A 13,541-nucleotide genomic window follows, 5' to 3' on the forward strand; every position below is an offset into this window, starting at 1 on the left:
GCGCGGAGCGTAAGGGTCAGCCGGTGGCCGCGGGAGCGCCGGTGGAGGACCGCCGCCACGACGAGTGCAGTCGCGCGTACGGGCCGTCGGCGTCGACCAGCTCCGCGTGCGTGCCGCGCTGCACGACGTGGCCGGCGTCGACCACGAGCACCTCGTCGGCCCGCTCGGCGGTGGAGAGCCGGTGGGCGATGGTGAGCGTGGTCCGCCCGTCGGTCAGCCGGTCCAGTGCCCGGGTCAGGCGCTGCTCGGTGGCGGGGTCGACGGCGCTGGTCGCCTCGTCGAGCACCAGGAGGTCGGGGTCGGCGACGTAGGCACGCGCGACCGCGACCAGCTGCCGCTCCCCCGAGGACAGCGACTCACCGCGCTGGCCGACCGGCGTCCGGACGCCGTCCTCGAGCCCGGCCACCCAGGCACCGAGCTCCAGCTCCTCGAAGGCGGTGGCCACGTCGTCGTCGGTCATGCCGGGCCGCCCGTACCGGACGTTGTCGGCCACCGTCGCGTCGAAGAGGAACCCGTCCTGCGGCACCATCACCACCCGCGCGCGCAGCGAGGAGAACGCCACCTCGTCCAGCGGCACCCAGCCCTCGGCGTCCGAGCCGAGCAGCACCCGCCCGTCGACCGGGTCCATGAGCCGGGTGACCAGTTTGGCGAAGGTCGTCTTCCCCGAGCCGGTCTCCCCGACGATCGCGACCCGCTGCCGCGGCTCGATCGTGAGCTCGACGCCGTCGAGGGCCAGCGGCGCACCGGGCGCGTAGCGGAAGGCGACCCGGTCGAAGCGGACGCCCAGCGGGCCCGGCGGCAGCTCGCGCACCGTGGCGGGGGCGGCGATGGCCGGGTCGCGGACGTCGGGAGCGGTGTCGATGACGTCGAGCACCCGCCGGAAGCCGGCCACGGCGTTCTGCGCCTCGTTGAGGACCTCGCTGGCGGTCTGCACCGGGGCCACGAAGAGGGTGACCAGGAAGAGGAAGGCCACCAGCGTGCCGGCGGTGATGTCGCCGGCGAGGCCGAGGAGCACGCCGACGACGACGACGGCCGCATTGGCCAGCGCCGCCACGAACTCGCCGCTGACGAACACCGCGGCGGTCACCTTCTGCGCGTCGACCTGGGCGCGGTACTGCCGGTCGATGGCGGCGTCGATCCGGGCCGCCGTCCGGCCGCCCACGCCGTAGGCGCGCACGGTCGGGGCGCCGACGACGGACTCGGCCACGGCGCCGAGCACGTCGCCCACCCGCTCGCGGACGACGCCGTACGCGGTCGCCAGGCGCTGGGCGAACCAGCGGACCGCGATCGCCAGCGGGATGAAGCAGACCAGGACCAGCAGGGTGAGCTGCCAGGAGTAGACGAACATGACCACCGTGGCCACCACCAGCTGGCCGACGCTGATCAGCCCCAGCACCCCGCCCCACTGCATGAACGTGGAAAGCTGGTCGACGTCGCTGGTGACGCGGGAGACCAGGGAGCCGCGGCGCTCGCCCTGCTGGTGCAGCACCGACAGGTCGTGCACGTGGCGGAAGGCGCGCACCCGCAGGCCGGCCAGCGCCGTCTCCGTGGTCCGGAAGAGGCGGACGTTCATCCGGTAGACGGCGACGGCGGTGATGAGCACGACGACCGCGCACAGCAGCACCAGCCGGGTGACGACGTCGAGGTCGGGGTCGCCGCCGGCCAGCCCGCGGTCGATGACCTGCTGGACGGCGATCGGGACGACCACCCGGCCGGCGGTGGCGAGCAGGGCCAGCGCGAACGTCACGGGGAGCCCGCGACGGAACTCCGGCATCATCCTCAGGCCGCGGCGCAGGGTGGCCAACGCGCCCTCGCGGCGCTGGTCGGCCGGCAGCAGGGGCGCGTCGGCGGGCGCGGTCATACCGGCACCTCCGTCTGCGAGTAGGCGCGGACCAGCGCGGCGTAGCCGGGGACCTCGTCGAGCAGCTGCTCGTGCGTGCCGCGTGCCAGCACCTGGCCGTCCTCCAGCCAGACGACCTCGTCGGCGAGGGCGATGGTCGCCTGCCGGTAGGCGATCACGACGACGGTGGAGGGCTCGTCGCTGTCCCGCAGCGCGTCGAGGATGCGCGCCTCGACCGACGGGTCGACGGCGCTCGTGGCGTCGTCGAGGACGAGCAGCCGAGGGCGGCGGACGACGGCACGCGCCAGGGCGAGGCGCTGGCGCTGGCCGCCGGACAGGGTCGCGCCGCGCTCGCCGACCCGGGTGTCGAGCCCCTCGGGCAGCGCCGCGACGAACTCGTCGGCCGCGGCGATCCGCAGGGCGGCCCGCACGTCGTCGTCGGAGAACGGCTCGTCGAGGGTGATGTTGCCCCGCACCGTGTCGTCGAAGAGGAACGTGCCTTGGGCGACGAAGGCCGCCTGCGCGCTCACCTGGCCCTCCCTGAGCCGGCGGACGTCCACCCCGTCGAGGAGCACCGTGCCGTCGGCCGGGTCGACCAGCCGCACCAGCAGCCCGGCGAGGGTGGACTTGCCCGAGCCGGTGGGCCCGACCACGGCCACCGTCGTCCCGGCGCGGACGTCGAAGGTGACGTCGCGCAACGTGGGGGTAGCGGCGTCGCCGAAGGTGAAGTCCACGCCGGCCACAGCGACAGCGGCGCCGCCGGTGGTCGTCGCGGCCGACTCGGGCCCGTACGGGGTCTCCCCCGTCGCCTCGAGGACCGGCGTGACGCGGTCGAAGCCGGCCAGGGCGCGGGGCAGGTCGGCGAGCACCCAGCCGATGGCGCGGATGGGCAGCGCCAGCAGGGTGAACAGGTAGGCGATGGACACCAGGCTGCCGGCGTCGGTGCTGCCGTCGGCCACCCGTCCGGCGCCGATCAGCAGGACGGCGAGCGTGCCCAGGTTGGGCAGCGCCTCCATCATCGGGTCGAACAGGCCGCGCACGCGGCCGACCGCGACCAGGCCGTCGCGCAGCTCCGCCGCGCGGGCGCCGAAGCGCTCGGTCTCCGCCGCCTCGCGGCCGAGGGTCTTCACCACGAGCGCGGCGTCGAAGCTCTCGTGCGCGATCTCGCTGACCTCGGCGCGCAGCTGCTGCGCCCGCTGCATGCGCGGGCTCATCATCTGCGAGTAGACGACGTTGACCAGGAAGACCAGCGGGAAGACGACCAGGCCGACCAGCGCGATCAGCGGATCGGTGAGGAACAGGGCCACGACGGTGATCGCGATCATCACCAGCGCGCCGACGGCAAAGGGCAGCGGCGCGACGAAGAACCAGGACGCCTCGACGTCGGAGTTGGCGTTGGACAGCAGCTGCCCCGTGGGATGGCGCTGGTGCCAGGAGAGCGGGAGCCGCAGGTACTGGCGGGTGACCCGGCGCCGGTAGTCGGCCTGCAGCCGGTAGCTCATTATACCGGCGAACAGCCGGCGCCCCAGGATGCCGACGATCTTGAGCAGGGCCACGCCGATGATGGCGGCCGCGGCCAGCGACAGCGCGGCCGCGGTCGTCACGCCGTCGGCGAACGACGGGAGCAGGACCCGGTCGGTGACCTCACCGATGACGTAGGCGCTGGCGACGGTCATCGCGCCGTAGATGCTGCTGGCGACGACGGCGAGGGTGAACATGCCGGGCTGCTCGACGATGCCGCGCAGCACGTGTCGGAGCCCGCGCCGCACGACGGCGTCTCGGCGGCGGGCCACTGTTCTCCTCGGGGTGGGCAAGCTTCGGATGGTACGTGGCTGCTGAGGACGGCTAACCGATGTCGGGAAGCCCTCCGGCGATCATCTCGGTAACCTCCGCCGGTGGCTGCCTCTTCCCGCTCCTTCGTCGAGAACGAGCGCGCCGACCTCGCCGACCTGTTCCTGGAGGTGGGCCCGGACGCTCCGACGTGCTGCGCGGGGTGGACCACCGCCCACCTGGCCGCACATCTCGTCGTCCGGGACAGCCGACCCGACGCGATGCCGGGCTACGGCGTCGAGCAACTCGGCGTGGCCAAGCCCCTCACGGCCTGGTCCCACCGGCTGGAGGACCGGCTGCGGGAGTCGACCCCCTACGCACAGGTCGTCGACCGGGTGCGGTCGGGACCCGCGCCCTGGTCGCCCCTCGCGTGGCCGCCGGTCTCCCGGATCCTCAACACGACCGAGTACGCGATCCACCACGAGGACGTGCGCCGCGCCCGGTCCGGATGGGAGCCCCGCGCCCTGCCGTCAGCGGCCCAGGACCAGCTGTGGACGGCCGCCGGGCTGTTCGCGCGCAAGGCCGCCGGCCGCCGCGGGCTGGTCCTCCGCCGCAGCGACGTGCCGGGCGAGGAGAAGCGGTACGGCGCCGGCGGGCGCACGGTCACCGGGGAGCCGCTGGAGCTGGTCCTCTGGGCGTCGGGTCGCCGCGACCTCGCCCGGGTGACGGTCGACTGACGACTCCGCGGCTTCCTTCTCGCGGGTGGGACCCGTCCGATGTGCGTGCCTCGCGGGCCGCGCACCCCTACCGTGCCCCCATGTCCGTCGCCGACGCCCCGCAGCCGCCGACCGTTGAACGAGCGGCGCCGCAACCCGCCCCGGAAGCTCCGCCGGCCCGCCCGGCGCACGCGGCGCAGCCCCCGGAACCCGCGGCGCCCTGGAACCTGCCGGCGCAGCGCCGCCCCGCCCTCCGCGCGGACGGCCTCGGACGGGACTCCGGGAGGCTGCTCGCGATCGGCTTCGCCCTGGCATGGATCCTGTGCCCGGCGATCGAGCCCATGCCGACCCACCACGTGGACTACCCGCTGTGGCAGCTGCCGATCGAACTCGCGGCGCTGGGCACGATCGTCGCCGCGGTGGTCGCGCTGTGGCGGGGCAACCGGAACTCGGCGCGCTACGGCCTCGCCGCCGGGGCCCTGATGGCTGTCATGACCATGGTGTGCCCCCTCGCGGGCCACACCCCCGTGGGCTGGTGGACCTGGGTGCAGACCGGGCTCTCGCTGGCCGTGATGGCCACGAGCGCCGTGCTGCACCGGTACCGGCCCGCCTGACCGTCCACCGGCGTCGCGGCGGCTCTTGCCGGGCGACCCGAGCGGGCGCTTCACTCGTCCACGACGGACCCGCGACGTGGGAGCGGAGACCTCATGGCCGACCGGGCGATGCTCGCCGCGGGATCCTTCTTCGCGGCCGCGACGACGTTCACCACGGCCGTGGCGCTGCGCCAACCGCTGCTGCCGGACGAGCCGTTCGGCATCCGGTTCCCCGGACGCGTCCCGGTCCACCTGGCGCTCGGGCTCGGTTCCGGCGTCGCGGCCCCCTGGCCCATGCCGGTCATCGCGTTGATCGCCGCCGCGCGTTCCGGGACCGGCGACCGGTGGCCCGCGCGGACGTGTGCGGTCCTCGGCGCCGTGGTGCTCGTGGGGACCATCGCCGAGCCCGCGTCGTGGGGGCTCCGGCCGCGGTCGCCGGCGGCTCGGGCAACCGTCGCCCTCAACCTGCTCTCGGGCGCAGCCCTCTTCCTCGCAGGCACGCGGGGAGACGCCGGCGCGGCCGTCAGGTGAGCGGCGTGTCCGCCTCGTGTCGGACCGGGACTCCCGCGGCGGCGAGGGCGTCCTTGACGTCGCCGACCCGCAGCACGCCGAAGTGGAAGACGCTGGCGGCCAGGACGGCGTCGGCGCCGGCCTCGACGGCGGGCGGGAAGTGCTCGGGAGCGCCCGCCCCCCCGCTGGCGATCAGCGGCACCGTCACTTCCCGGCGCACCTGCCGGATCAGGTCGGTGTCGAAGCCCGCGCGGGTGCCGTCGGCATCCATCGAGTTCAGCAGGATCTCCCCGGCACCCAGCTCCGCGGCCCGGATGCACCACTCGACGGCGTCCTGACCGGTCCCCCGCCGTCCGCCGTGCGTGGTGATCTCGAAGCCCGACTGCGTCTGCGCTCCGTCCTGGCACCGTCGGGCGTCCAGCGACAGCACCAGCACCTGGTTGCCGAACCGGTCGGCGATCTCGGCGATCAGCTCCGGCCGGGCGACCGCCGCCGTGTTCACCGCGACCTTGTCGGCGCCCGCGCGCAGGAGCCGGTTCACGTCCTCCGGGCTGCGCACGCCGCCACCGACGGTCAGCGGGATGAAGACGCTCTCCGCCGTCCGGCTCACCACGTCGTAGGTCGTGGCGCGGTCGCCCGAGCTGGCGGTGATGTCCAGGAACGTGAGCTCGTCGGCGCCCTCGGCGTCGTAGACCCGCGCCATCTCCACCGGGTCACCGGCGTCGCGCAGGTCGACGAAGTTGACGCCCTTCACCACCCGCCCCGCGTCGACGTCCAGGCACGGGATCACGCGGACGGCCAAGCCCTTCTTCCCGGCTCCGCCGCCCCCGGCACTCACGCCGGCACCCCGCGGACGGCATCCGCCTCGATCTCCACCAGCATCGCCGGGTCGATGAGGGCGGCGACCTGCACCATCGTCGTCGCCGGGCGGACGTCGCCGAAGAACTCGCCGTGCGCGCGGCCGACCTCCTCCCAGCGGGAGATGTCGGTGACGAACATCCGGGTCCGGACGACGTCGTTGATCGTGAACCCGGCCCGCTCCAGGGACTGCTCGATCGTCGCCAGGCAATGCCGGGCCTGCGCGCCCGCGTCCCCGGGGTGCACGACCGTCCCGTCGACGACCGCCGTCGTCCCGCTCACCCAGGCCGCCTCTCCGCGGACGACGACGCGGCTGTAGCCGACGACCCCCTCCCACGGCGCACCCGAGCCCAGCCGGATGACGCTCACGCCAGGTCCTCCGTCACCCGCAGCGCCTCGGGCAGCGTGAACTGCCCGGCGTACAGCGCCTTGCCGACGATCGCGCCTTCCACGCCGACGGCGGTCAGCCCGGCCAGCGCGCGGATGTCCTCGAGCGAGCTCACGCCGCCGGAGGCGACCACCGGCCGCGGGGTCGCGGCGCAGACCTCGCGGAGCAGCTCGAGGTTCGGGCCGCGGAGCGTGCCGTCCTTGGTGATGTCGGTGACCACGTAGCGGGCGCAGCCCTCGGCGTCCAGGCGGGCGAGGGTCTCGTACAGCTCCCCGCCCTCCTTGGTCCAGCCGCGGGCGGCCAGGCGGGTGCCACGCACGTCGAGGCCGACGGCGATCCGGTCGCCGTGCTCGGCGATGGCGCGGGCGCACCACTCCGGCGACTCCAGCGCAGCCGTTCCGAGGTTGACCCGGCGGCAGCCCGTGGCCAGGGCCGCGGCCAGCGACTCGTCGTCGCGGATGCCGCCCGAGAGCTCCACGTCGACGTCGAGCTCGCCCACCACGCGCGCCAGCAGCTCGCGGTTGCTGCCCCGGCCGAAGGCGGCGTCGAGGTCGACCAGGTGCACCCATTCGGCGCCGTCGCGCTGCCACTGCATCGCCGCGTCGAGCGGGTCGCCGTAGGAGGTCTCGCTCCCGGCCTCCCCCTGGACCAGGCGGACGGCCTGGCCGTCGGCGACGTCGACGGCGGGGAGCAGCTGCAGCTTCGGCACCCCGACAGCCTAGGGACGCCCCCGCGGGCGGCCGTCGTCAGCTCCCGGCGGCGTGCCGGGCGGCGAACTGCCCCGGCGTCATCGCGGTCACCGCGGCGAAGTCGCGGGTGAAGTGGGCCTGGTCCGCGTAGCCCAGCAGAGCTGCCACGTCGCCCAGCCGCTGTGGATCGCCGCGGAGCCGTTCGGCCGCCTCCTGCAGCCGCCGGCGCTGGATGAGCCACTTCGGCGTCAGCCCCAGCCGGCGGCCGACCAGGCGCTGCAGCGCCCGCTCGGACAGCCCGAACTGCTGGCACACCTGCGCCACGCGGGTCACCTCGCGGTCGCTCTCGACGAAGTCGACCACCCGGTTGACCAGCAGGCCGTCGTCGTCGACCGGCAGGAACGGGCGCAGCACCGCCCCGAACGAGGCCATGGCGAGGGCATGGGCGTCGGCGGAGTGCGGGTCCGTGGCCATGGCACCGCGCACCTCCGCCGTCAGCCGCTCCCCCGCTGCCCCGAGGACCTCGGCGACGTCCACGAACCGGTCGGTGAGGTCGGTCATCGGCCCGCCGGCGATCAGGGCCCCCGCGGCCGGCGCGCACATGACCCCCACCGCCCAGCCCTCGCCGGACAGCGTCGTGGTCGACAGCCCGGACACGACGCCGTAGAAGCGCGCGTAGTCCGCTGCCACGACCACCAGCGAGACGGGGTACTGCAGGACCCGCTGCGGCGCCTCCATCCCGGGAGGCACCGACCAGACCGGGATCCAGAACCGCTGCAGGAAGCCGTCGAACTCCGGGTCGGCCGGATACCGGTACATGACGTGCGAGGCGTCGTCCGGGTCCTTGAGGTGGGCCCGCTCGATGGAGTCCATCGGCCGGCTGCTGTCGGGTTTCATCAAGACCGAGCCTGCCGCACGTCCCTACGGTCGGCCCATGAACCGGACAGCGACGCAGTACGCAGCGGCCGACCACGCCCTCACCGTCCTCCTCGCCGGCGTGCCGGCGGCCGCCTGGAGCGCCCCCTCGCCGTGCGAGGGGTGGTCGGCCGCGGACGTGGTCGGCCACCTCATCACGACCCAGCGCGAGTTCCTGGGCACCCACGGCGTGGATCTGGGCGCGGCGCCCGACCTCGCCCCCGATCCGGCCGCGGCCTGGCGCGCGCACGCCGCGGCGGTCGCGGCGGCCCTGACCGACGACGCCGTCCCCGACCGGGAGTTCGAGGGCTTCTTCGGGCCGACGACGGTGGGCGCGACGTTCCTGCAGTTCTACGTGTGGGACATGCTCGTGCACCGCTGGGACATCGCCCGCGCCGCCGGGGTGGACGCCGGGCTGACCGCCGACGAGCTGGACCGCATCGAGGAGGGCGCCGAGAGCTTCGGCCCGGCGCTGTACACGGACGGCGTCTGCGGCGCCGCCGTCGACGCCCCCGAGACCGCTCCCCGCGAGACCCGGGTGCTGGCCCGGCTGGGCCGCGTCGCCTGACCGCGGTCCGCCGGCCCAGGTAGGCGGATGACAGGGTGAGGGCGTGGAGTTCGCCGACGTCGTGCGCCGCCGTCGCATGGTCCGCGACTACGACCCCGACCGGCCGGTGCCGGCCGAGGTCCGGGAGCGGCTGCTCGAGCACGCGATCCGGGCGCCGTCGGCGGGATTCAGCCAGGGCTGGGCGTTCCTCGTCCTGGAGACGCCCGAGGAGCGGGACCGGTTCTGGACGGCGACCACCGGAGAGGGCACGCCCGACGGCTGGCTCACCCGGATGCGGCGGGCGCCGCTGCTGATCGTCCCGCTGGCCAACAAGAGCGCCTACCTCGAGCGCTACGCCGAGCCCGACAAGGGCTGGACCGACCGGGACGAGGCGCGCTGGCCGGTCCCCTACTGGGACGTCGACGCCGGCATGGCCTCGCTGCTGATGCTGCTGACGGCCGTCGACGAGGGCCTGGGCGCCTGCTTCTTCGGCGTCCCGCCCGACCGCGTGGCAGCCGTCCGGGCGGCCTTCGGTGTGCCGGCCGAGTACCGGCCGGTCGGCTGCGTGTCGGTCGGCTACCCGGGGGACGACGACCGTCGCTCCCCCTCGCTGCGGCGGGGCCGTCGCCCCGTGGAGGAGGTGGTGCACCGTGGCAGCTGGTGAGGGTCGGCGGGTTCTGGTGACCGGCGGGTCGCGCGGCATCGGCCGCGCGATCGCCCGTTCCTTCGCCGAGCAGGGCGACCGCGTCGCGGTGCACTGGGGCAGCTCGCGCGATCGGGCCCAGCAGGTGCTGGCCGAGCTGCCCGGCGAGGGGCACCTGCTCGTGCAGGCGGACATGACCGACGCCGAGGCGGTCGGCGCGATGGTCGACCGGGCGGCAGAGGACCTCGGCGGCCTGGACGTGCTGGTCAACAACGCCGGCGTGTTCACCGCGCACCCGCCGCTGGAGACGTCCTACGCCGACTGGCAGGCAGCGTGGGCGCAGACGCTGGCGACCAATCTCGTCGGTGCCGCGAACGCCACGTTCCGAGCCGTACCGCACCTGATCGCCGCCGGTGGCGGTGCGGTGGTCAACGTGTCCAGCCGCGGCGCCTTCCGGGGCGAGCCGAACAATCCCGCGTACGGCGCCTCCAAGGCGGGGCTCAACGCCTTCGCCCAGTCGATGGCGCTGGCCCTGGCGCCGCACGGCATCTCGGTCACCTGCGTGGCGCCGGGCTTCGTGCAGACGGAGATGGCCCGCGAGGTGCTGGACGGGCCCGGCGGCGATGCCGTGCGGGCGCAGTCGCCGTTCGGCCGGGTCGCCCGGGCCGACGAGGTCGCGGCTGCGGTGCTCTGGCTCGCCTCGCCGGCAGCCAGGTTTTCCAGCGGCACCATCGTCGACGTCAACGGCGCCTCCTACCTCCGCAGCTGAACCCCGGCCCGGGACGTCCGACGCGGCGACGGCGGTCAGTCGCCTCCGCCACCACCGCCGCCGTCGCCCCCGCCGCCGTCGCCGCCACCATCGCTGCCACCGCCGTCGCTGTCATTCCGGCCGCCGTCGCCGCCGTGATGGCTGCCGTAGGCACCGGCGCTGCCGTCGCCGCCTCCCTGGTCGCGGTCCGGCCTCCGGTTCCCGCGCGCCCCGGAGACGGCGAGCGCGGTCAGCGTGACCGCGACCGCGGCCACGACGAGCAATACCTCTTCGTCCATCTCCTGGCTCCCTTCAGCCGAGCGGTGTGGTTCCGGCGACGAGGACGACGTCCGTGCTGTGGGCACCGGCTGCGTCGACGCCGTCCGGCCGGGGCTCGAAGCCTGGCAGGCCTGCCAGACCGTCGCTCACGTCGATCACCCGGAGCTCCGCGGCGCCCCCGCCCTCGAGGCTGACGGACGCCTGCAGCCCGTCCTCGGGCGGTGCGTGGAACACGATCCAGACCCGGTCGCCGCCCAGTTCCTCCTCCGGCACGGCCCGCCCGCCGATCCGCGCACCCACCACGGTCCCGCCGTCGACCCGCAGGTCCAGCACCACGACTCGGACGCCGCTGCGCTGGGGGGTCACCCGGACGGTGAGCTCGCGCCGGCCCCCGACCAGGGTGTCCGACACCGTCTCGACGTCGGCTGGGGCGAGGTCGGCCGCCTCGGCGCGACCCGACCACACGTCGCCGCCGAGGTAGGGGTAGTCGACCGGCAGCTCGAACCGGGACCCGACGTAGCCCGCGGTCCAGTCCCCGGGCGAGCCCTCGGTGCTCACCCACGAGGCCTGGCCGGTCCCGGCGTCGAGGACGTAGGCCAGCCGGCTGGGCACCGGATGCGTCGCGTCGAAGCGGTCGACGGCCAGCCCGGCACCGGTGCAGGCGACCGCGAGACCCAGCACCGCCGCGGGCACCGCCGCCACCGCCCGGGGCCGGTGCTCCGTCTCGTCCGGGAAGAGCAGGTCGAGGGCCGGCAGCAGTGCGACCAGCAGCAGCGCCGCGACCGCCGCCGGGGCGGCCGCCGAGCTGAGTCCGAGCGCCGGGAGGAAGAGGACGACGGTCGGGGCGAGGACCGCGACGGCCACCGCGCCCCCGACCAGCGCCGCGAGGAGCCGCACGACCCGCGACGGGGTGGCGGCGGCGAGCAGTCCGGTCAGCGCCCCGGCCAGCGCCGGCCAGGCCGCGAGGTAGGACCCACCGGGCGCGACGGCGGCCAGCACACCCGCGAGGGCCGCCAGCCAGACCAGCCCACCGACGACGAGCGGCACGGCACCCACCCGGCGGCGCAGCAGCGCGAACCAGGTCAGCACCACGGTGGCCACCACCGCGACGCAGGCGAGCCGGAACCAGCCGGGACGCCACGGGTCGAGCAGTTGCCCGTAGCCGGGGCGGATCGCGACCAGCAGCAGCCAGGTGCCCTGCGCCGCCAGTGGGGCGAGCACGAGCGGGACAGCGGCGAGCAGGGTGCCCACGATCGTCCGCCGGAGGGAGCTGATGCCCCGGCGGGCGACCACGAGCACCAGGAGTGCGACGGCGGCCAGGGCCCCGCCGGCCACCGGCCACACCAGCCGGCCCGGGTAGCGCACCAGCTCGCCGAGGACCGGGAAGTAGGTGGCGTCGTCGGCCTCCGGCCGGGCGAGCGCCGTCAGGTCGGCGTTCCCAAGGGCCCGCGCCGTCGCGAGCGCGTTGTCGCCCATGGCCTGCAGCGACCCGCGGTCCAGGCGCTCCGGCACGTCCTGCGGCGTGTGGTACCCGGCCGCGCCGTCGATGAAGGCGGTGTTCAGGCCGGTGAAGCCGCCGTCGGCGAGGAAGACGCTGAAGTCGGTGAAGTTGGGCATCGCGCGGTAGACCTCGACGGCGAAGCTGGTCGCCACCGGGTGCGGGGCTGCCGCGGCGTAGGCCTCGGCCAGTCCGGCGTTCCCGCTGGAGGTCTCGAACATGATCGGCGGTCCTCTGGTGCCGCGGGCCTCGAGGTTGAGGACGACGCCTCCGGCCGCGGCGAGGGGGTGGGAGTCGACGAACGCCTCGGCCCCGCAGGAGCACGCCTCCTCGGCGTCGGTCAGCACCACCACGACGTCGTTGCGCAGCAGCGGGCCCGCGGTCAGCGCCCGCACCGACTCCAGGACGGCGGCCACCCCGGCCGCGTCGTCGGCAGCGCCGGGCCCGGTCTCCACGGAGTCGTGGTGGGCGGTGAGGAAGATCCGGCCTGTGCTGTCCGCGCCGGGCAGCACCCCCACGACGTTCTGGACGCGCGCCATCCGCGTCTCGCCGGACGCCGTGCGGACGGCGCCGACGGCGTTCTGGACCCGGGTGTCCAGCCCCAGCGCGCTGAGGGTGTCGACCAGATCGTCGACGACGCGGTCGGTGGCGGCGCTGCCCGGTACGCGCACCCCCGTGGCGATCTCCTCCACGTGGGCGAACGCCCGGCCGGCGCTAAACTGCTCCGCGGGCGCGTCCACCGCGAGCGGCTCCGGAGGCCTCAGGTCGGCGGCGATCCAGCCGGCGAGACCGAGCAGCACCGCGACCACGACGAATCCGGCGACCCGGCTCGGGCGCCGTGGCGGGCGCGACCGGTCGGCAGGCACCGCGTCACCCTAGGTGCGCGGCAGGTCACCGCCCCGCAGGTCAGTCGAGTGTCTGCAGCCAGTTGGTGAGGAGCTGCGCCCCGGCGTCCCCGCTCTTCTCCGGGTGGAACTGCGTCGCGGAGAGGGCGCCGTTCTCGACGCCGGCGACGAAGCGGTCACCGTGCTCGGCCCAGGTGACCTTCGGCTTGGCCAGCGGCGAGGGCGGGCCGTCGGCCGCCAGCGGGAAGTCGCGCACGCCGTAGGAGTGCACGAAGTAGAAGCGCTCGTCGGCCAGGCCGTCGAACAGCACGGTGCCCTCGGGAGCCTCGACGGTGTTCCAGCCCATGTGCGGGAGGACCGGCGCCTCGAGCTGCTCCACCACACCCGGCCACTCCCCGCAGCCCTCGGCGTCGTGCCCGTGCTCGACGCCGCGGTCGAAGAGGACCTGCATGCCGACGCAGATGCCCAGCACCGGCCGGCCGCCGGCGAGACGGCGGCCGATCATCCGAGGGCCGTCGACGGCGCGCAGTCCGTCCATGCAGGCCGCGAACGCCCCGACACCGGGGACGACGAGTCCGTCGGCGTCCAGCACCGTCTGCGGATCGGCGGTCACCGTCACGTCCGCGCCTACCCGGGCGAGCGCCCGCTCGGCCGACCGGAGGTTCCCCGACCCGTAGTCGAGGATCGCCACCTTCTTCACGT

Annotated in this window: 15 protein-coding genes; 6 read left to right on the plus strand and 9 right to left on the minus strand. The window is 75.0% G+C overall.

Annotation, left to right across the window (positions count from 1 at the left end; all coding sequences use genetic code 11):
- Nucleotides 1-16 precede the first annotated feature (16 nt).
- Nucleotides 17-1,861, minus strand: coding sequence for an ABC transporter ATP-binding protein (locus CRP30_RS18040; protein ID WP_097185411.1), 1,845 nt, complete (start codon nt 1,859-1,861; stop codon nt 17-19).
- Nucleotides 1,858-3,633 carry an ABC transporter ATP-binding protein gene (locus CRP30_RS18045; protein WP_097185412.1) on the minus strand — a complete coding sequence of 592 codons (1,776 nt, stop codon included), beginning with the start codon at nt 3,631-3,633 and terminating at the stop codon, nt 1,858-1,860. Before CRP30_RS18045 ends, CRP30_RS18040 begins: the two co-directional genes overlap by 4 nt.
- 102 nt (nt 3,634-3,735) lie before the next feature.
- Between CRP30_RS18045 and CRP30_RS18050 the strand changes: the two genes are divergently transcribed.
- The 3 genes from CRP30_RS18050 (at nt 3,736) to CRP30_RS18060 (ending at nt 5,450) form a co-directional block, all read left to right on the plus strand.
- Nucleotides 3,736-4,347 (plus strand): TIGR03085 family metal-binding protein, encoded by a 612-nt coding sequence (locus CRP30_RS18050; RefSeq protein WP_097185413.1) that lies wholly within the window; start codon nt 3,736-3,738, stop codon nt 4,345-4,347.
- Nucleotides 4,348-4,427: 80 nt separating this feature from the next.
- The gene (locus tag CRP30_RS18055) at nt 4,428-4,940 is read left to right on the plus strand and encodes a hypothetical protein (RefSeq protein ID WP_097185414.1); all 513 of its coding nucleotides are present in this window, start codon (nt 4,428-4,430) and stop codon (nt 4,938-4,940) included.
- A 93-nt stretch (nt 4,941-5,033) separates the two neighbouring features.
- The gene (locus CRP30_RS18060; RefSeq protein ID WP_097185415.1) at nt 5,034-5,450 is read left to right on the plus strand and encodes a hypothetical protein; all 417 of its coding nucleotides are present in this window, start codon (nt 5,034-5,036) and stop codon (nt 5,448-5,450) included.
- Here the strand turns inward: CRP30_RS18060 and hisF are convergent.
- Genes hisF through CRP30_RS18080 form a run of 4 tightly spaced genes read right to left on the minus strand, consistent with a single transcriptional unit; the run spans nt 5,443 to nt 8,261 of the window.
- Entirely contained in the window at nt 5,443-6,267 is an 825-nt protein-coding gene (gene hisF, locus CRP30_RS18065; RefSeq protein ID WP_235003524.1) for an imidazole glycerol phosphate synthase subunit HisF, read from the minus strand. The two genes, CRP30_RS18060 and hisF, sit on opposite strands and share 8 nt — an antisense overlap.
- Nucleotides 6,264-6,656, minus strand: coding sequence for a RidA family protein (locus tag CRP30_RS18070; RefSeq protein WP_097185416.1), 393 nt, complete (start codon nt 6,654-6,656; stop codon nt 6,264-6,266). The genes hisF and CRP30_RS18070 overlap by 4 nt, the downstream gene beginning before the upstream one ends.
- Nucleotides 6,653-7,384, minus strand: coding sequence for a bifunctional 1-(5-phosphoribosyl)-5-((5-phosphoribosylamino)methylideneamino)imidazole-4-carboxamide isomerase/phosphoribosylanthranilate isomerase PriA (gene priA / locus CRP30_RS18075; RefSeq protein WP_097185417.1), 732 nt, complete (start codon nt 7,382-7,384; stop codon nt 6,653-6,655). The genes CRP30_RS18070 and priA overlap by 4 nt, the downstream gene beginning before the upstream one ends.
- A 37-nt stretch (nt 7,385-7,421) precedes the next feature.
- The gene (locus CRP30_RS18080) at nt 7,422-8,261 is read right to left on the minus strand and encodes a helix-turn-helix domain-containing protein (RefSeq protein ID WP_097185418.1); all 840 of its coding nucleotides are present in this window, start codon (nt 8,259-8,261) and stop codon (nt 7,422-7,424) included.
- A gap of 37 nt (nt 8,262-8,298) precedes the next feature.
- On the opposite strand from CRP30_RS18080, the gene CRP30_RS18085 reads away from it, so the two are divergent.
- Genes CRP30_RS18085 through CRP30_RS18095 form a run of 3 tightly spaced genes read left to right on the plus strand, consistent with a single transcriptional unit; the run spans nt 8,299 to nt 10,238 of the window.
- Nucleotides 8,299-8,847 carry a TIGR03086 family metal-binding protein gene (locus tag CRP30_RS18085; protein WP_097185657.1) on the plus strand — a complete coding sequence of 183 codons (549 nt, stop codon included), beginning with the start codon at nt 8,299-8,301 and terminating at the stop codon, nt 8,845-8,847.
- 43 nt (nt 8,848-8,890) lie between these two features.
- Complete coding sequence (locus CRP30_RS18090) at nt 8,891-9,490, plus strand: nitroreductase family protein (protein ID WP_097185419.1); 600 nt, start codon at nt 8,891-8,893, stop codon at nt 9,488-9,490.
- Nucleotides 9,477-10,238: an SDR family NAD(P)-dependent oxidoreductase gene (locus CRP30_RS18095; protein WP_097185420.1), complete on the plus strand. Its 762-nt coding sequence runs from the start codon at nt 9,477-9,479 to the stop codon at nt 10,236-10,238. The genes CRP30_RS18090 and CRP30_RS18095 overlap by 14 nt, the downstream gene beginning before the upstream one ends.
- Nucleotides 10,239-10,273: 35 nt before the next feature.
- Here CRP30_RS18095 and CRP30_RS22835 read toward each other — a convergent pair whose 3' ends face one another.
- From CRP30_RS22835 to hisH, 3 genes are read right to left on the minus strand one after another with little or no spacing between them, the layout of a single operon-like run.
- Nucleotides 10,274-10,516 (minus strand): hypothetical protein, encoded by a 243-nt coding sequence (locus CRP30_RS22835; RefSeq protein ID WP_200814845.1) that lies wholly within the window; start codon nt 10,514-10,516, stop codon nt 10,274-10,276.
- 13 nt (nt 10,517-10,529) lie between these two features.
- On the minus strand, nt 10,530-12,860 hold the full coding sequence (locus tag CRP30_RS18105; RefSeq protein WP_097185421.1) for a M20/M25/M40 family metallo-hydrolase: 2,331 nt from the start codon (nt 12,858-12,860) through the stop codon (nt 10,530-10,532).
- 40 nt (nt 12,861-12,900) lie between these two features.
- Nucleotides 12,901-13,539, minus strand: coding sequence for an imidazole glycerol phosphate synthase subunit HisH (gene hisH / locus CRP30_RS18110; protein ID WP_097185658.1), 639 nt, complete (start codon nt 13,537-13,539; stop codon nt 12,901-12,903).
- Nucleotides 13,540-13,541 lie beyond the last annotated feature (2 nt).

Source organism: Blastococcus haudaquaticus, from assembly GCF_900230285.1.
Lineage (GTDB): Bacteria > Actinomycetota > Actinomycetes > Mycobacteriales > Geodermatophilaceae > Blastococcus_B > Blastococcus_B haudaquaticus.